General features: G+C 41.3%; 19 protein-coding genes. 17 read left to right on the forward strand and 2 right to left on the reverse strand.

Annotated features, from left to right (window positions below; genetic code table 11):
• Positions 1-32 precede the first annotated feature (32 nt).
• Positions 33-1,652, reverse strand: coding sequence for a stalk domain-containing protein (locus Q9R46_RS00285; protein ID WP_311278503.1), 1,620 nt, complete (start codon positions 1,650-1,652; stop codon positions 33-35).
• Positions 1,653-1,847: 195 nt separating this feature from the next.
• Here Q9R46_RS00285 and Q9R46_RS00290 point away from each other — a divergent pair, with 195 nt between their 5' ends.
• The 15 genes from Q9R46_RS00290 to Q9R46_RS00355 all read left to right on the forward strand — a co-directional run bounded on the left by Q9R46_RS00290 (position 1,848) and on the right by Q9R46_RS00355 (position 12,245).
• The gene (locus Q9R46_RS00290; RefSeq protein ID WP_311278504.1) at positions 1,848-2,348 is read left to right on the forward strand and encodes a DUF4362 domain-containing protein; all 501 of its coding nucleotides are present in this window, start codon (positions 1,848-1,850) and stop codon (positions 2,346-2,348) included.
• A gap of 189 nt (positions 2,349-2,537) precedes the next feature.
• Positions 2,538-3,992, forward strand: a complete 1,455-nt coding sequence (locus Q9R46_RS00295) for a DUF2207 family protein (RefSeq protein ID WP_311278505.1) — start codon at positions 2,538-2,540, stop codon at positions 3,990-3,992.
• 228 nt (positions 3,993-4,220) lie between these two features.
• The gene (locus Q9R46_RS00300; protein ID WP_311278506.1) at positions 4,221-5,453 is read left to right on the forward strand and encodes a WXG100 family type VII secretion target; all 1,233 of its coding nucleotides are present in this window, start codon (positions 4,221-4,223) and stop codon (positions 5,451-5,453) included.
• Entirely contained in the window at positions 5,453-5,926 is a 474-nt protein-coding gene (locus Q9R46_RS00305; protein ID WP_311278507.1) for a hypothetical protein, read from the forward strand. Before Q9R46_RS00300 ends, Q9R46_RS00305 begins: the two co-directional genes overlap by 1 nt.
• 165 nt (positions 5,927-6,091) lie before the next feature.
• Positions 6,092-6,565 (forward strand): hypothetical protein, encoded by a 474-nt coding sequence (locus Q9R46_RS00310; RefSeq protein WP_311278508.1) that lies wholly within the window; start codon positions 6,092-6,094, stop codon positions 6,563-6,565.
• Positions 6,566-6,587: 22 nt separating this feature from the next.
• Positions 6,588-7,268 carry a CdiA C-terminal domain-containing protein gene (locus Q9R46_RS00315; protein ID WP_311278509.1) on the forward strand — a complete coding sequence of 227 codons (681 nt, stop codon included), beginning with the start codon at positions 6,588-6,590 and terminating at the stop codon, positions 7,266-7,268.
• An 18-nt stretch (positions 7,269-7,286) separates the two neighbouring features.
• A complete protein-coding gene (locus tag Q9R46_RS00320; RefSeq protein WP_090917538.1) occupies positions 7,287-7,526 on the forward strand; it encodes a hypothetical protein in 240 nt (79 codons plus the stop codon).
• A 278-nt stretch (positions 7,527-7,804) separates the two neighbouring features.
• The gene (locus Q9R46_RS00325; protein ID WP_311278510.1) at positions 7,805-8,044 is read left to right on the forward strand and encodes a hypothetical protein; all 240 of its coding nucleotides are present in this window, start codon (positions 7,805-7,807) and stop codon (positions 8,042-8,044) included.
• Between the two features lie 38 nt (positions 8,045-8,082).
• Positions 8,083-8,553 carry a hypothetical protein gene (locus Q9R46_RS00330; protein ID WP_311278511.1) on the forward strand — a complete coding sequence of 157 codons (471 nt, stop codon included), beginning with the start codon at positions 8,083-8,085 and terminating at the stop codon, positions 8,551-8,553.
• A 129-nt stretch (positions 8,554-8,682) separates the two neighbouring features.
• Positions 8,683-9,054 (forward strand): SitI3 family protein, encoded by a 372-nt coding sequence (locus Q9R46_RS28545; protein WP_397386312.1) that lies wholly within the window; start codon positions 8,683-8,685, stop codon positions 9,052-9,054.
• Positions 9,055-9,169: 115 nt separating this feature from the next.
• Positions 9,170-9,565: a hypothetical protein gene (locus Q9R46_RS00335; protein ID WP_311278512.1), complete on the forward strand. Its 396-nt coding sequence runs from the start codon at positions 9,170-9,172 to the stop codon at positions 9,563-9,565.
• A gap of 18 nt (positions 9,566-9,583) precedes the next feature.
• Positions 9,584-10,060, forward strand: coding sequence for a hypothetical protein (locus Q9R46_RS00340; RefSeq protein ID WP_311278513.1), 477 nt, complete (start codon positions 9,584-9,586; stop codon positions 10,058-10,060).
• A 114-nt stretch (positions 10,061-10,174) separates the two neighbouring features.
• Positions 10,175-10,660: a hypothetical protein gene (locus tag Q9R46_RS00345; RefSeq protein ID WP_311278514.1), complete on the forward strand. Its 486-nt coding sequence runs from the start codon at positions 10,175-10,177 to the stop codon at positions 10,658-10,660.
• A 264-nt stretch (positions 10,661-10,924) separates the two neighbouring features.
• Positions 10,925-11,878, forward strand: a complete 954-nt coding sequence (locus Q9R46_RS00350; protein WP_311278515.1) for a DUF4183 domain-containing protein — start codon at positions 10,925-10,927, stop codon at positions 11,876-11,878.
• An 82-nt stretch (positions 11,879-11,960) separates the two neighbouring features.
• Positions 11,961-12,245, forward strand: coding sequence for a DUF4183 domain-containing protein (locus tag Q9R46_RS00355; RefSeq protein ID WP_311278516.1), 285 nt, complete (start codon positions 11,961-11,963; stop codon positions 12,243-12,245).
• A 143-nt stretch (positions 12,246-12,388) separates the two neighbouring features.
• On the opposite strand, the gene Q9R46_RS00360 is transcribed toward Q9R46_RS00355, so the two are convergent.
• Complete coding sequence (locus Q9R46_RS00360) at positions 12,389-12,853, reverse strand: SurA N-terminal domain-containing protein (RefSeq protein ID WP_311278517.1); 465 nt, start codon at positions 12,851-12,853, stop codon at positions 12,389-12,391.
• A 383-nt stretch (positions 12,854-13,236) separates the two neighbouring features.
• On the opposite strand from Q9R46_RS00360, the gene Q9R46_RS00365 reads away from it, so the two are divergent.
• A complete protein-coding gene (locus Q9R46_RS00365; protein WP_311278518.1) occupies positions 13,237-16,374 on the forward strand; it encodes a DUF3427 domain-containing protein in 3,138 nt (1,045 codons plus the stop codon).
• Positions 16,375-16,708: 334 nt separating this feature from the next.
• Positions 16,709-18,490 carry a DNA phosphorothioation-dependent restriction protein DptF gene (gene dptF / locus Q9R46_RS00370; RefSeq protein ID WP_311278519.1) on the forward strand — a complete coding sequence of 594 codons (1,782 nt, stop codon included), beginning with the start codon at positions 16,709-16,711 and terminating at the stop codon, positions 18,488-18,490.
• The last annotated feature ends 2 nt before the right edge of the window (positions 18,491-18,492 follow it).

Consider the following 18,492-nt stretch of genomic DNA (forward strand, 5'->3'; position numbering starts at 1 on the left):
TGCATCGCATCTGGTATTGCCTGTACTCTACTCTACTTGACTTCATCAATCGTTACTTTGGCGGTGTTACTGTCCCAGGTTACGTTCAGCCCAAGCCCCTGAAACATGTCATAAGGTGCTGTGGTAGCTCCAGAGTAGTTTCCAATGGGTTCACGTAGTGATATGACCTGTTCTTCCTGCGGTTCAAGCTTATTCAAGCTAGATACCGTGTATTGAAGTTCATTCGGTTTAATTGTAATGATCCGATCGTTATATTTTAAGGTATAGTGGCTTATGAATCCATCCGCGGTATGCACTTCAAATGTTGCTCCAAGTGCTAACGCAATCGTTTTGATCGGAAGTTGGAGCGTTTCGCTCGTTTCTACGGCAGGATATACGGATTGCAACAGTTTGCCGTTCACATAGATATCTGTACCTAGCTTAGCTTGAACAGGGATGTACACCATTCCCCCCGGTGATGTGGCCGGTGCACCTGCCTCCTGATATTTGTCACCACCCCATCCCCAGACGTTTCCATCGGAGGAAAGTGCAAGACTATGGTAGTACCCGGCAGACACACCTTTGATATCCGATAACTGCTTTATTTTCCCTTGTTTGCCCGTTACGGTTTTCCCGAAGCTGTATACCTCGCCTTTTGTAGTCACCAGAAGGACATAATTGGAGCTTGCATCCAACGTTTTCACTTTAAGTTCGTGGTGATATGGAATCCGTTTTCCTTGCACATCCATTCTCCAAACTCTACCTTTCGAATCGAGCACCATCAGTTGCCCGCCTTTACTCGTGATGAACGTGATATTGGTGAGGCCTTTGACTGGCTTTGCTTTGGAAGGCGGACTGCCCGCTTTATCCGCTTCTTTCCATGTCCAGACAGAACCGTCTTTTTTCAACGCATATCCATCGTAACCAGAAAGCGTGGTTTGCACGACATCTTTCAAACCGCTGATTCGGTGCAGGGTGGGCTTCTTCCCAGCATCCTCGTTCACCGTGTTAGGAAGCTTCTGAGGTGGGGTCTGCCAGGATTGAACGGTACCGTCCCGAAGGAGGGCTGCGTTCGTAAAAGTTCCTGCGGTAACACGTCTAGCATCGGTGATTCCAGGAACTTGACTGGGGCCTCTGCCAGCTCCCCACTGCCACACGGTTCCGTCTGCTTGAACAGCTATACTGTATCCCTCACCGGAGGTAGAGATGGCCGTGACAGTGAATAACTGCGGAATACGGACAGGACTGAATGTATGGCGATATCTCACTGTGTCGCTGATTCCCAGCTCTCCTAACAGGTTTCGTCCCCATTTCCAGACAGAACCGTCACTTCTTAAAGCTACCGTGTAATATTGCCCCCCTTCTACTTGAGTGTAGTGAAGCTTCTGAGCCGTATTGGAAGTTACAGAGGATTCGGGGGAGGAGCCTGAAGAGAAGGCCGAGACTGCTCGATCCAGAGCGCTCCCTGTGAAAGCCTGCTCGTCATTGGCTGCGTACGTAGTAGAGACCGAAGGCAGCGTAGATGTGAGCAAAGTAGAGACAACACCAGCTGAAACCAGAATTTTACCGAAGTGGCGAAGGGATGTACTTTGTTGCGTGCGGGCCGGATTGGCCAGCGAGGAAGAGGATGCTTTTTCTGTTGTTACATGATTAGCTTGATTATCGGAATACATAAGATCGCCTCTTTTGGAAGGATGATGGTAAAAATGGAAGTGCTGTTAAATAAACGTAAGAACTAGCATAAAGGTTACACGAATTGAAGATTTCACTAAAAAAAGTTGCAGGGGATGATGCAGAGTTTGGACACTCATTTTCTAAAAATGTAACTTATCCAGCCCGGGTCACGTTGTACATATGAGGTGATTGCAATGGGAAAATACGTAATGATGTTATGTTTGGCAACTGTACTCGTAACAGGCTGTAGTTCGAATGATTCGCAGCAGACTGCCGATCCGGTAGAGGAAAGAAGCCCTTTTCCTGCCATCGTTGAACCGCATAACGGGGAGCAAGCAGAAGAAAGTGGAGATGTTGTCTTTCTTTTGGGGCAGATGCGAAACCGAGATAAGTGGGAGTCTTTTATGCAAAATGTGAAAAAGAATCAACCGGATCATGTCCGGGTCACCATGTATACAATTGAAGGCGATCCGATCATCCATGAGCTAATCTATGACGGTACGCTGTTTCAATCCACCTATGATGCCACAAGAGATAAGTATGGCTCCAGAGAAGAGATCACGACGAATACTTGCAAGGGATTGGAACTGACCAAAATCGAGCGAGGAGAATCATTGTACGTCTTAACCGATTGTGAAAAGCAAAATGTATTCTACATTCCAAACATGCAGGAGGAAGAGAAGAGTCAAGAATGATGAAGCATGAAAGAAGAATGTGAAAGGAAAGGATGGACTCTGGAAGGATGAACATTGAAAGGATGAACACGAAAAGGAGTACCTATAAAAAAGAAGCGCTCGGTTGGGATTCTTTTGGGAGATGAACAGGTTTATATAGAGTAGGGTAGATTACCGAACTTTTATTTTTCCTATGAAAGGGGTCATCACATGAGAAATGCACTAACAGACGGGCAAGCTTCATCTCAGTTCTATCATTCGGTTCTTGTCCAGAGACAGCTGGCCCCGATCTTGCAGGAGGCATGGTTGAAGCAGTTTATGGAAGGGATCATGTGGGTGCTTCTGGGCATTATTGCTGTTCAGTTACTGCTCTGGGTGAGGGCTCGCTTAAGCAAGGGGCCTTTTACAGACGAAGAAGTGGAGCAAGCAGATCCGTTGTTTCTAGCCTATTTGCGGAGCAAGGGCCAGCTGAAGTTGAAGGACACGCAGGCGACCATGTTCCATTTAACACGTAAAGGCATATTGTCGATGCGAGTTGTGAAAACCAAAGGACGATATCGGAATGACCCGGGGGAAAGCAATCCTCAACTTAGACCCAAAACAACATTGGAGTACAGTGTGGAATCCTCGGTTGCTAGCAGTTCGCCGGATGAACAGGGTCTGCTACAATGGTTGTTCTCTACCTATGGTTTCGGTAAACAACGGCTGAGGCTCGATGCTTTGGCTGGACCAAGCGAAGGGGAAAGTAAGCGGCGAGAAGCCATGAAGTACTACCAGCTTAAAGAGAAGGCGCTGAGCGAAGGCGTTCAGTCGTGGAAGGAACAAGTCGTAGAGACGAGAGGCTGGGAACAGCTGATTCGAACACCGATGCTTTTGCGATTGCTTGTCTATGTCATGTTTCCTATTCTGATGCTCTTTACAGGTATCGTGTGTTTTGTAGAGCGTGTGTCTATACCGGGTGTGATAGGCCTGGCAGTTACGACGGTAATCTGGTGTTTGGCTATTCGGAAAATTCATATGCGTTTGCTCTATCAAGCGGCTTGCGTAGGATTAATGATCAGTCTCACCTTGGCGATCGATGGCAATTCAGCTTTTACTTCATCGCTATACAGTATGATTTTTCTGTCCATTTTTGTTCGTTTGTTCTTACCTGCTAGAGTAGTTGCCCCGTCTGCGAGAGATTGGGAGGCCTCTATGCGTAACTGGCGTAAACGATACAGAAAAGGCATTCCAGTCGAGCGTTTGAGTGAGTCTGCAGAAGTGCTGGAGCAGATCATTCAGACGGCTCTGGTGCTGGGCATCGGATCACGATGCGTGCGCAAAACAGACTGGTCTGTGTTACAGCAACATCATGATCCGGAGCTCAGACGCCTTGCGGATCGTGAACCTGCATCAGATAACAGTGTACCTGGATCAACAACATTAAAACATACACCTCTATTGGTGCTAGCTTTGCATTTGCGAGGCATATTCAGGGCGATGTTTGCGGCAGAATTTCCGTTTGATCGCACCAATTATGTCTTCGCCACGTTATTCCCTGATTCGGGTGGAAGCAGCGGTCACACTTCGGTCAATACGGATAGCTACAGCGGGGGCGGTCATCACCACGGATCAGACAGCGGAGATTCCGGCGGAGGCGGGGACTCGGGTGGCGGTGGAGATTAATTAATTATTTTGGATTGGAAATATGATTGGATTGATCCCTCCGCTGGGGGCCTGATCTTCACGTGGAGGAACCGGAATAAATACATCAAATTAGTTAGGGCATGCGTACATGTGCAAGCTTGGCTGACTAGAGTGGTTACCTAATTACCGAATTGCTGAGAGAGAAAATGATCCTTCTGTTCAATTTCAAAGACAATTTCCATTTGTTAAAATTTGGGTATAACGACTATGATCAGGTTTGGTGGTGAAAACGGCATGTTGCGGATTCAGGTACACCCCGATGAATTGGATGCCAAGGCACGTTATGTTCAGCAATGCAAATTGGATTTGGATCGAATGGTTCGTGAACTGGACAAATCTCTGAATATGTTACAATCCGAATGGTCTGGGGTTACACAAGAACGATTCTTCTGGGATTTCATGGAGGTCAAGCATGTTTTCCCGTCAACACTCGGCATGCTGGATAATATTCAGAAGGAGTTTACCTTTATTGCGAATAATTTCAGAACGACAGACAGCACAGGCGAGGTGGCTCTGTACATCCCCAATGAGTTGAAACCAAGTTTTTTCACTGGAGCCGTGGACAAAGCCATTGGTGACACCGTTACAGGTCTGGGCGAGACAGCCGAAGCACTCATCTATAATCCGTTAAGTACATTAGGCAGTTTGGCTTATGCGATGACTATAGGTAAGGTAGTTGACGCTGGACGTGGACTCGCTTTTGCTTGGGATGCGGCCTGGGGCAACGGAACGGCAAGGTCTGACATCGAGCAGTTTGTGGATGAGAAGAAAAAGCAACTCGACGAGGACGAGTCAGGTTATGTTAAAGGTGCGTTGGTCGGCCAAGCCCTCTCTTATTTTATCTTTGGTAAGGCTTTACACTCGAAGGATCATCATGGGTCGGGTGGAGGAGGGGGAGGTAAGAAGGAGACGGGTGAGAGAAGTACAGAAAAATTCAATCAGCCAATGAAAACGAAAACTAATAAAGGCATAGAGATTGAATTTACAAATCCTCATGGCAGTATAATAAAATGGACTGAACAAAACTCTAAAAATATACCTATTGCTATTGAAAGTGCTATGAGCAGTAGCACTCCAGGTAAAGTAATAGAAGGTAAAGTAGGAAGCTTCGTTCAGGGGAAAACTGAAGTTACTGGATTTGGTCTTAAGTTGGACAATATATCTACTGGAAAGCCGGCTGGAGATATTGATGTTATGACAAACAATCAAATCATTGAGGTTAAAAAGTCAATATCTTCTGTCAAAATGGATCAAATTGATAAGTATGTTAATCCAGATCACTCTCAATTTTTTAATTATGAGGGAAAGAAAGTAGTCCTTTATATTGATGAGAGTTTTGATAAGTCAAATAAGTACACAGAACAAATGATTCGAGAATTTAATAATAAGGGTGTAAGTGTTGTGAATTCACTCGAAGAATTAGGAGGGGTAATAAAGTAATGGGAATGTCATCATTCATTGTATTTAAACAAGGGGAAAGCAAATCAGCAAATAGTTTGCTGAGTACAATTAAAAATATATGTATCAAAGAAAATTTGTTTTTCGACAGTGACGACGAAAAGTATGATATTGAAGGAGTATTAAAATATACTCGAATATATATTAGTGACAAGCCATTTAAGGAAGATTACTCAAGAACGATCAGTTTTAGTTTATATGACGAACCATACGATTTTCAAATTGTGAATTTTGACTGGGACAATATGCAAAATGAATATTTTAAAGCAATAGTATCTGACGATTTTGATGAGAATGAGGATTTATTGTTTCAATTTTTGTTTGCGTTACTAAATGAAATCTCTGATGCAAAAGTATGGATTGAGGAAGATTGGTTCTACACTTTAGAGGATCTCGAAAGGATAAAGGATTCATACAATAACAGTTGGTGTTACACGGATCCTAAGGATGTTTAGATAAGGATGTCACTAATGAAATGTGGAGCTTATAGTTGGAGATTTTTCCACATTAACGTAGAGGTGTTGCTTCTGTTCAATTTCTACAAACAAAGTGGGTACAGTTAAATGGCGGTATAAGAGATGCTATTAAATTGGTCAACATAGCAGGTCAGGAGCAAACTTATGAACTATGAATTGTTTGTAAAATCCAGTTTATATCATAGATCTTTAGGAGAAATGATTAATCAATATGTTACTGAAACGGTTAAGGAGAACAGTTCACTCCAAATTAACGAAGATGAAATCGTAGTTGGCTGTAGATTTTTCACATTGTTCATTGAGATTGAGGATGTTTCTGATATCACGTTTGTTCAAAAACATTATAATCTGGCTTTGAATGTATGCATTAGAATTCAACTGTTTGGCCGTACTTTTAATGATGGTATCGGGCATCTGTTCAAAGTGATTAGTAAACTTATGAAAGATACTGAAGGGAATCTATTATTCTTAGAAGATGGTTCTACTCAGTTACTTAGAATGGAAAATGGTTCTTTAACGGTCAATAATCGATTAGATAAGTATCAAACTAAATATTTTACTCCAAGCCTGCTGAGTATCCTTAATTATCCTTATATTGAAAAAGAGCTCTCAAGCTAGAAATGTAACGGAATCCTCATTTTTGACTGTCAAAAATAAGATTAATAATTCACAGTGTCACCTTTTTGTTAAAGGTGCGATGGTCGGCCAAGCCCTCTCTTATTTTATCTTCGGGAGAGCCTTACACCCGAAGGAACGTCATGAATCGGGTGGAGGAGGGGGAGGTAAGAAGGAGACTGAGCAGGGGAATGTGAAAGAAGGGAATGCAGGCACTGTTCAGAAACAAAAGGAAATAATTAAATCTTTTAAACATTTGAGTGATTTTGAAAAAAATACTCTAATGCAAAGAGCACGTGATGGAGTTATTAATCCTGAAAAATGGACAGGAACTATATCAGGAGTGAAAGAGTTTAAGAACGTTGATGAATTTAAAATAGCTGATAGATGGCTCCGAGAGGGGAAAAATGTAGAAAAGTTAGCTGATGTTAAGGGCAAGGATGGGAACTTAGTTCCAGGTGCTGACTTTAATGTAGATGAAGTAATTATTGAAGCGAAAACAGCTAAAAGTAAAAATATAAATACCACTTCTAAAAAAGCCATTGAGGCAATCAATAGACAGGGAGAAAATGTTGTAATAGATGGTAGAGAAGTTGGATATACAGTTGAAGATGCAAAACGGATTATAGAAATAATCAATAGAAAGACGGGAGGAAAAGGAAATCCAGAGATTTGGATAAATGACGGATCTGTTATTAAAAATTAATAAAAGGGGATGGAATAAATGGCGTCTTTTCAATGCAAATGTGGATATGTTCTTTCGAACAGCCAAGCACCAGACGATGTAACTATATGGGCTTATACTGATCGTGAGTGGGATGAAATCACAAGTGATATTACAGATATTATAGATTTACCTAACCCAAGAAACAGTGTATGGCGTTGTCCTAATTGTGAAACTATCTATGTGTTTGATGAACAAAACAAATTAAAGAAAAGATATATACTTGATCCAGAATTATAACCATTTTGTCTCCATAACACCCATTCTAACTGACCTGTTTGAATACGATATTGAATTGTTAGATAGATGAGGTACACGGTGGGAACGGACAATTCGAGAGGTAGATGAATATGGAGTATGAGTTATTTATATTTTCGAGCTATGAAGCAGTGTATATTGCTAAAATATTGATTGATTCGGATGCAACCTTAGACTTTTAATTGATTCAACACAAGTGTTGAGAAAAGAGAATGGGGTTTTGTATGTGAATAGATTGGGCAATTTTAGAGGTGAGAAACATGTACCTAGATGATACGGTATGTAGGATAAACGAAATTAATTGGAGAAAAGTTGGTACTATTGTGTCTAATGAAGATGCAGATTTAGGGTATGAATTTCTAAGAAGGCTGGCTTTATTTTATAAAAATGGGGGTATTAGACCCCAACCACCGATGTTTACTAATGTAGCCAAATTACTTGGTGATACTGAGAATGAATTTCCTACGTTTTCAACGACTGAACCTTTTAATAATCAGTGAACAACTTCTGCTACATATAAAAGTAGGGGAGCAAGTCTATGGAATATTCACTTAAACTAAACAGAAGACAGGATGCCTTATGGATAAAGAATCTACTAATAAGTAAAAATCTTAAGGTGAATTATAGAAAAAATGAAAACAATGATGAATTTGATCTGGGTAACGGTTTGAAAATAACTTTATATGATAATCATTTCCCGCCAAATCATCCAGCCGCTTCTTATGAAACGATGTTCCAAGAAGAGGATTTTATATATGAACAGACTATATCTTACGAATTAAAAAACAATCAACATTATGAAATCTGTTATAAAATGATGTACGAAATCTCATTTGCAATTCTAGAATCGCTCCATGTAAGTGGAATATTCTATCACACATCCGGAGAGGAAATATTTTTTTATGCAGAAGGAACATATACGTTCAACATAGCTTACCTTGAAATGCTTCAGACGAATTATGGAGAGCTTCTTGAGCATATTGAATATGAGAACATTATGGAACGTTAAAGTTAGATTTAAAGGCACTTCTGCCATGTAAATGTAAGAGGGACTTCTTGTGTTGAATGTCTGTACGTTGTATTTATAGAAGAAGCGCAAATAAAGAAATTAAATAAGATTGGGTTTATTTGTAACGAGGTGATCCAATTTAAGAAAGGAATTGAGATTGATGAAACGATTAGCAGATATGGCTTCTCTAATTCTTTAATTGATACGTCAGATGATCCCTTTGGATACGAGTCGAAATTCCTCTTTAGTGATTTTGAATATACTCAAAGTTTAAATTTTCGCCTAGATAATGAGTGGGATAGCATTGAAGCAACCAAGAATATTCTATTGATCGTCTTCGAAATCATTGATTCAACAGATAGTAATCTACTTTTTTCCCATAACGATAATGAATGCTTCTACAGAATTGACGGAATTCTGAGAATTAATAACGAAGAGGGATTTTGGAATCGGGAAGAGTACAGAACGTTGATTCAAAATCGAAACTATCAGGAGATGTAAAGAATTTCAAGGAGGTTTAAAGGCGATCAGTTCAGTAATAGTTCTAAAAAAAATATCAAATTATTCTCCAGAGCAGACCCTTGAGAACTTCAAGAAGGCAGCGCGGAGAGCGAATATGTATTATTTTCACATTACAGTTGAACTTGATAAAGATCAGAACTTTCAATCTGCAGAAGGCACCTTATCTGAAGTAGATGAAGAGACTCTATTAAGTTCTGAAAATGAAGATACAATTAGGTACTTTACGTTTAACGTAAACAAAGTTGTTGAAAATTCATATGATAGTTTCACGTGGCTCACCCAATCAACGGATTATTTTTGGGCGATGGATATTGTGAATATCAATCATGAGTATGAATTTATTTACAAGTTTGTAGTGGAGTATTTTAAAGATAATCCAGAAGATTACTTGTGGTTTGATGATGCTGAGTGGTACTACACGGCTGATGATATCTTTAGACTAAGTCAAAGACCTTATAACCCTAAGTGGTGTAGTGAAAAAGTTATCTGAGTTAAGAGGGCTGAAATAATGGGAATTTCAACTTTTGTATTATTTAGGCAAGGAGAAAGTATCTCGGCAAGCGATTTATTAAAAATTATTAGAGAAATATCTATTAATTACAGGCTCTACTTTGCTAACAATTATGACAAGTATGATGAAACTGGGAAATTAAAGTTTTGCTCAATATATATTAGTGACATTCCGTTTGAAGACAGTTATTCAAGGCAAATACCTTGGAATTTGTATGATGAGCCTTATAAATTTCAAACCGTAGACTTTGATTGGGATGATTCCAAAAGCCAATATTTTAAGGCATTAGTATCTGAAGATTTCTATGAGAATGAAGATTTATTATTTAAGATACTTTATGGAATTCTAAAAATATATCCTTCTGCAAAAGTATGGATTGAAGATAATTGGTTTTATACAATAAAGGATTTAGAAAAAATAAAAAATAAGCCATTGGACAATGAATGGTGCTATAAGAATCCCATAGATTTGTAAGAGAACTTACTTGAATGATTTACTAATGCATTAAGAGAAAGTAATTCTCTGTTGAAATGTTATTTGAGGCATGGTGGGATGTGAATAGATTGGGCAATCTTAGAGGTGAGAAACATGTACCTAGATGATACGGTATGTAGAATAAACGAAATTAACTGGAGAAAAGTTGGTACTATTGTGTCAAATGAAGATGCAGATTTAGGGTATGAATTTCTAAGAAGGCTGGCTTTATTTTATAAAAATGAGGGTCTTAGACCCCAACCACCGATGTTTACTAATATAGCCAAATTACTTGGTGATACTGAGAATGAATTTCCGATTGCTATGTACTGCAATCCAGAAGTTCTGGAATTTGTTGATGATTATCAGTATTTAAAAAAAATATTTGAATTCTATATGCAATTATCAATATTTGTTGAAAAAAAACCGGAATACACTGTTTATTTACATGTATATGAGCCATTAATCAGAATATTGGAAAAAGGAGGATTTTTCGTCCTTAGGCCACAAGAATTAGAAATACAAAATGTGAAGTATATACCATTAAACAACTGGTATGATACGTTTTCAACAACTGAACCTTATAATATCAGTGAATAACTTCTACTACATAAAAAGTAGAGGAGACAAGTCTATGGAGTATTCACTTAAACTAAATAAGTGTATGGATGTGAACTGGAGAGAGTGCTGGTGGGAGATATCCAGACTGCTGAAGTAAAGCAGGTAAGAGGGAGGACTATAGCAGAAGCTGTAGTTCTTTTTTATTGGGCTGTGGTCATAGTTATTCGCACACTCTCCGCATGTTTAGAAGACATAGTATAGGGCATATATACTGTGTTTACTGGCCTAAGGAGTGTGGCGACTTTGAAGCATACGAACAAGGTGAAAACGACTCTTCACTCATTAAGAAAGAGACATCCTTCAGTGAAACGCTGTAACAATATTCCAAGAAAACGTAAGAAACGGTATGCGATACGTAAAGCTTTGGGAAGAACAAAATGTGCTTGTAAGCAACGTGTGAGACAAAAGAAAGTATCCCGCAGATACAGAAATATTGCAGTCCCTGAACGAGGCAATGTTCCCCTGGCCTGTCCTGAGCCCACTTTGGATTCTGTCCCCGTTAAAATTGAAGAAATAAAAACAGTCAGTCTTCCCGAAACGCAGGGACTGATCGTACAAAAAGGTTCCCAAGGCTTGGCAGGCCCTCGGGGTGAGCAGGGTGAAGCAGGCAGTTCAGGAGTACAAGGTGTCGCCGGTCTTCGCGGTGAACGTGGCGAACCGGGAAGTCCGGGAGCTCAAGGTCCGGTTGGTCCTCAGGGTGTCGCCGGTGAACAGGGGCCTTCCGGAGTGCAGGGACCTGCTGGTCCTCGTGGTGAACAAGGCGAACCGGGAAGTACAGGAGCCCAAGGTCCGGTTGGTCCTCAAGGTGTAGCAGGTGAGCAGGGGCCTCCCGGAGTGCAGGGGCCAACTGGGCCTCCAGGTGAGCAAGGCCCGCCGGGCAGTATCCCCGGAATTCAGATCATTCCTACATCAGACCGCTACTTTTATTTCCCTGACACCGATTTGGATTTATCGAACTCGGTTACAGTTGCTGCTGGTGAATTCGTTAATGATGAGGGAGGAAGTATATCTCAATTTGCAGGGATCGGCATGACGAGTTACTACAATCTTTATATTAATGGGATCGTACAACCTGGCAATTCGTATGTGTTAACTACAGATAGTTTATTTATTCCATCTCAAAGCGGTGTCCTGTTTGCTGAAACACCAGTCATTATTGAGATCGTTCAATTAACAGCGATAATTCTAAACCTTTGAAAATGGTTATATCATCTCATCTCTCTGCCTTCACTACTCTCAAATCTACTACATATACTATGTCAGGTAGGAGGTGAGAAACATGCCACTGGTTACACCATTTCAGAACAGTTTAAGATTCGCCGCGACTATAGGGGATGGAACCGGAACCGGAGCAACATTTGCAATCGCTGCGACGGCTTTTACAAATGATGCAGGTACAGCCGCAACAGCTTTTCCAGGCACGTTCAATTACTACAATCTCTACGTTAATGGCCTTATGCAAACAGCTGACACATCCTCAGTTACCACCACCACGCTTACTATCCCCGGTGGAGATGTATTAAATGATGGCACTCCAATTGTCGTACAATTTGTAGTGTCATAAGGATTGCTTGAAGTGATTTAACAAAGCATTGTACGGCTTCTATCTGTGATAGGAGCCGTTTTTCTTATTTTAACGATCAGAATAAAGAGGTGTAAGAATCCCGTAGATGCGTGAGAAGTTGAGGGATGAATCCGGATCATGAATTAACTCTTTTCTTTCTCTAGTACAAGTTCGAACGGGATAATAATGCTATGTTGTTCAGCCAAGTTTGGACGTGCTTTAATCTCAAAAGTGAGATTCAATGATTCTGGCAGATCACGGATTTGATCCGTTTTTGCTGTAATGTAATAATGTTTATCTCCGAGTTGTAGAAGGGTTCCACTTACAGATTCAGCGAAAGGTTCACCTTCATTATAGAAGGTATATCCCAAATCGTTCTCGGCCTGTCCGCCTCCCTCTATTTCATATCCCAAATGCAATTCCTTGTTGTTATATGTTGCATTTTGTAACGTTATGGTGATGCCATTTACGGTTTTGGTTTGAGTGGGGATATTAGGTTCAGGCAGCGCTGATTCTTCTGATGATCCAGTAAAAAAGTAAAAGACAGCGGGAAGAACGAATATAAGGATACCAAGGACCAAGGCAATGACTATGCTCTTTTTATTCATAAAGTGTCGTGCTCCTTTCGTAATAAAGGACATATAGAGTCTGTGCACTCTTTATTTCTAACTATGCTTAGGTATAACTTGTAGATTCATAAATTTGATATAACAGTCGTTCATTGTATATACAAATTAAGGATATGTAAAATGTGAAGTATAGGCGTATTTTGACATATCATCCTGTGCATCTTAATCGTTGTACCGTATCCACAACCTATCTTAAACTTGCTTCCATATCCCCCCATAAGTTGATAGATATTATTTAAATCGTAAACTATAATGAAAAGTTCTCTTCATTTGTCGATAATAGTATAGAAGACTCTAAAGATATTACATAATAGAGCACAACTACATATCCACAACCATCCTAACCTTCGCGAGGTACATTCATGAAACAAGGTATATATGAACAGCTTATCAACACAATCACCAGACAGGAGATTTCGGCGCTGGACCCAGATGTGTATCACATTGGGACCGAGAAGCTGGATGCGGAGGAAGCGCGTAAGCTGCTATCCACGTATCTGGCAGCGGTGACCCGGCGAGCGCTCAAGATTGTACGTGAACAGACGGAAGACAAAATGGCTGTATTAGAGCAGATTCGAACCTGTAATGAGATCATAGCAACTTTAAAGGACACGTTGGGGGAAGAGGAATATAACGAATTGCAACTGGATGAGCAGGGGGAGGTGCTGACCCATGTGTATTCCAAGCTGAACAGTATTCGTGCCATTCGGGATACCAAAATCATTCGCCCGGATACGCCGATTGCCCAAAGCTCGTTATTCACAGGGGCCAAGTCTGAACCAAGTATGCTGCTGGAGTTGCAAAAAGAGATCGTGACCGCCGACCGGATCGATTGGCTGGTGTCTTTTATCAAATTCAGTGGGCTTCGCCTGCTGTTGGAACAACTTCAGCAGTTCACATTGGGTGGGGGAAAACTACGGATCATCACAACCACCTATATGGAAGCAACCGACCTCAAGGCGATTACCGAACTTAGCAAATTACCGAACACTGAAATCCAGATTTCGTATGATACCAAAGTTACGCGGCTGCACGCCAAAACATATATCTTCCATCGCGATACGGGATTCACCACCGCTTATGTCGGCTCTTCGAACCTGTCCAACCCCGCCCTGACCAGTGGCATGGAGTGGAACCTCAAGGTGACAGAGAAGGATTCCCTGGATGTGCTGCGCAAGATTGAAGCGACCTTCGAGAGTTACTGGAATGACCGCGAATTTACGAGGTACATTCCTGAGGATCAGGAGCATGAGGCCCAGCTGAGAGCAGCCCTGAATCGCAAAAAAGACCCATCCGGACATTTCCACCTCGACATCCAGCCCTACGATTATCAAAAGGAAGTGCTGGAACAGCTGAGCGCCGAGCGCATGCTGTATGGACGACACCGTAACCTGATCGTGGCCGCCACAGGCGTTGGCAAAACGGTCATCTCTGCCTTCGATTACAAGCGATTCCGAGCAAGCCATGCGGGAGCCAAGCTTCTTTTTGTCGCCCATCGGGAAGAGATTCTGAAGCAAAGCCGGGACACGTTCCGGTATATCCTGAAGGACATGAACTTTGGCGAGCTACACGTCGGGAGTCATCGGGCGGAGGCATTGGAGCATCTGTTTGTCAGTATACAGAGCCTGAACGCCATGAAGTTAACGGATATCACCAGTCCAGACTATTACGACTATATCATTGTGGATGAATTCCACCATGCTGCTGCACCTTCCTACCAGAAACTGCTGTCTCACTACGAGCCCCAGATTTTGCTGGGACTCACAGCAACATCTGAACGGATGGATGGCAAAGACATAACCCCTTACTTCGATCATACGATTGCCGCCGAGATCCGTCTGACCGATGCCATCGACCGGAAGCTGCTTAGTCCGTTTCAATATTTCGGTGTCACCGATACCGTCGATCTTTCCCAAGTGAAATGGTCACGTAAAGGCTACGATCTGAACGAGCTAGAGAAGCTCTACACCCATAACAAAATCCGTGCCAATCAGATCATGCAAAGTCTGAACCGATATGTCACCGATCTGGATGATGTGAAAGGACTTGGTTTCTGCGTAGGGGTAGATCATGCGCTGTATATGGCTAAAGTTTTCAACGAAGCCGGCATTCCATCTATAGCTTTGCATGGCGGATCAAGTGAACAGGAGCGTCATTCTGCCAAGGGAAAACTGGTGAACGGAGAACTACGCCTGATTTTTGTTGTCGATCTGTACAATGAGGGTGTGGATATCCCTGAGGTGAATACGATTTTGTTCCTGCGTCCGACCGAAAGTTTAACCGTATTCCTGCAACAGCTCGGTCGTGGACTACGGATGGCAGAAGGCAAAGAGTGCCTGACCGTGCTCGACTTCATCGGGCAAGCGCATCAGGAGTACCGATACCAGGATAAATTCCGAGCCCTGATCGGTGCGACCAAACATTCCATCTCGTACTATGTCGAGAACGGCTTTTCGAACCTGCCTCGTGGCACGTTTATTCAGTTGGAAAAGCAGGCCAAGGATTACGTTATGCGTAATCTGAAACAAATGAGCCGTAATCGCAGAGCGCTGATCCAGAAGCTGCAAACATTCCAGCAGGACACTGGACTGCCGCTGACGCTGGCTCATTTTGTAGAGCATCACGGGATGACACTATATGAACTATATGGTGGTCGTTCGGGCAAAAGGTATTTCCGCGGACTGTTGGCCGAAGCGGGGCTAACCGAGCCAGTAGAGGATGAGCAGGAGGAATATATCCGCAGACTGCCGTCTGTGCTGTCAATCAACTCCCGAAGCTGGCTGAATTTCCTGATCGAGTATATTGAAAAAGGTAAAGAGCCTATCAATGCTGATGAACAGCGTATGTTGATCATGTTCTATTACACCTTCCACCGGGCTGCACCGGAGAAGCTGGGGCTAAGCAGCATCGAAGAAGGGATTACACGCGTCCTGTCTTGCGCAGCATTCCGGGACGAGCTTGTGGATATTTTCAAATATAACTTGGCTCATCTGCGATTTGTGGATAAAAGCAATTCGTTCCCGTACACTTGTCCACTGGATATCCACTGTATGTACTCCATCGACCAAGTGCTTGCTGCTTTCGGCTACTGGAATGGCGAGCACTCGCCAACCTTCCGCGAAGGCGTGAAATATTTTGCCGATGAACAGACGGATATTTTCTTCATTACATTGAACAAATCGGATAAGGACTTTTCTCCATCCACGTTGTATGAGGATTATGCGATCAACGAGCGTTTGTTCCACTGGCAGACTCAGAGCCGGGTATCTGAGCATACGGCAACTGCACAGCGGTATATTCATCATCGAGGGACGGGGAATCGTATCGCGCTGTTCGTACGGGAGTATAAGGAGGAGCATGGCTACACGTCTCCATTTGTCTTCCTGGGTGAAGCGGATTATGTGAGTCATGAGGGGAACAAACCGATGAGCTTTGTATGGCGACTGCGGGAAGAGATGCCTGCGAAGATGGTGGCGGTGGCGAATAAGTGTATTGTTTGAGAAAGCATTATTAAGAAACCTGCTATGTTAGCAAGTCTTATTCTGGATTACTTTCATAGACATAATTTCAGCTTGGAAATAATACCTATAAATCTTAATTTTGTACCTTAAGAACCATAAGTGTGGTATATTTATCCTATAAATAGTCATTTATTGTAGATTAGTACTTCGCATTGTTGCAGTTAATGAATTATTTTATTTTTAACTTTATGTATGCGGGACCAAAGCATGGTCTATTACACAGTAAACAGCGTATGATGACAGACATGGTTCCAATAGGAGAACTGTGTCTTTTTTTGTTGTGAAATACATTAAGTGTTTTGGAGGATAAGGCATGTCTACAAATACTCATTTCATTGATGTTCTTAAGCGCTGTAAACAGTCTTCTAAGGAAGCTGTGGAGAATCTTGAGGGATTTAGCGAATTTAAACAATATATGCATGTTCAGAGGCCAGTTGAGAAAGAACTTGAAAACTATATTTTAGAAGCTAATCGGACAAAAGAACCACAGTTAATATTGGTATGTGGCGGAGTGGGCGATGGTAAATCACATATTTTATCTTACTTAAAAGATAAGTATGATTTTTTAGAAGATCCAGAACGATTTTATTTACATAATGATGCAACGGAAAGTTTCTCTCCTCGGAAAACTTCAATTGAAACATTGGCCAAGATACTGAAGCCATTTTCAGATCAAGAGATTGGAAAGGGTTCGAATATAACCATTGTTTTAGCTATTAATCTGGGTGCTCTGAATAACTTCATTGATGCAGATGAAGGAAAAGAGTTCACACGGATTAGAGAATTTGTACATGCAAAGAGAATCATAGAGTCTGTGATCACGGAGGAAGTTTCTCAAGATGATCACATATTCAAATATGTGAATTTTAGTGATTATCATATGTATGAGTTAACGGAACATGGACCTCGCTCTAGTTACATTAAGGGAATTCTACAAAGAATTACTCAGAATACAGAACAAAACCCTTTCTACAAGTCTTATCTCAGAGAAAAAGATAATTATCCCGAAGTAGCTTTAAAAAATCCAATTCTTCAAAATTATGAGTTGTTACAATATGATGATATTCAGGACAAGATCATTGATTTATTGATTCAAGCGATGGTAAAAGAAAAACTTATTATTTCTACTCGGGCGCTGCTTGATTTTATATACAATATTATAGTTCCTTCTTCAATGGATAACATAGAGCATGAGAAATTGATGGAATTAATCATAAATCAAGATTTTCAATCTTACACGTCATGTTTGTTGCCTTTCCAACTATTTGATCGTGAGGATGCATCTGCTATACATCAAGCTATAAATCATATTAATCCTACGCAATATCGTACAGAGTTGCTTGACCAGCACCTCATTGATTTTAAGTCTAGAAAGGACGGGGCATATTTATTTAGTCAATATATTGATGTAAATAGAGCACCATATTTTGCGAAATCTCTTGTTCCGCATTCTCCATGGAAAGATGAGGACAAAAAGAGCGTTTCTTTCAGAAATGAGTTAGTTAAGTTATTTGTATATTTATACTATTTGGTTCCCAGGGAACAACATAATTCGTTCAAAGATCAGGACTATGATCAATATATGAATTACTTGTTTCATTGGAATAGAAGATCATGGAGTATGTTATCCAAGCTTTACAGAGAGGACGTTCGTGATGCGATCTATAAATGGAATGGTGAAGGCCAAGGCGGACTTATTTATGTTCAGATTGGACAACCGCAGACGCACTATTATGCTTTGCAAAAACTTGAGATTGAACCTGCGCTTGAACGAGTAGAGGCTAGAGCAGAAGATGTCTTAATGAAGTTTTTGCCGATGTTAACGATTGCCTTCAGACCTAAGGGTGGAGCACCCGTTGAAATAGACATCGATTTCTCATTATATTCTTTGTTGATTCGAATCAAAAACGGTTATCGCCCGAATAAAAAGGACAAATTCCAATATATCAAGTTTGTTGAATTCATAGATCAGTTGAGTAGTAAAGGGAACGACAAAAATGAGCTTATTTTTGAAAGCAAGAAGTTCGGTAAGTCTCAGCGTTATCGACTGACTTACGATGATTTATTCGACCAATATTCATATACGGAGATGTGAAA

The organism is Paenibacillus sp. RRE4 (assembly GCF_031844205.1).
Taxonomy (GTDB): domain Bacteria; phylum Bacillota; class Bacilli; order Paenibacillales; family Paenibacillaceae; genus Paenibacillus; species Paenibacillus xylanexedens_B.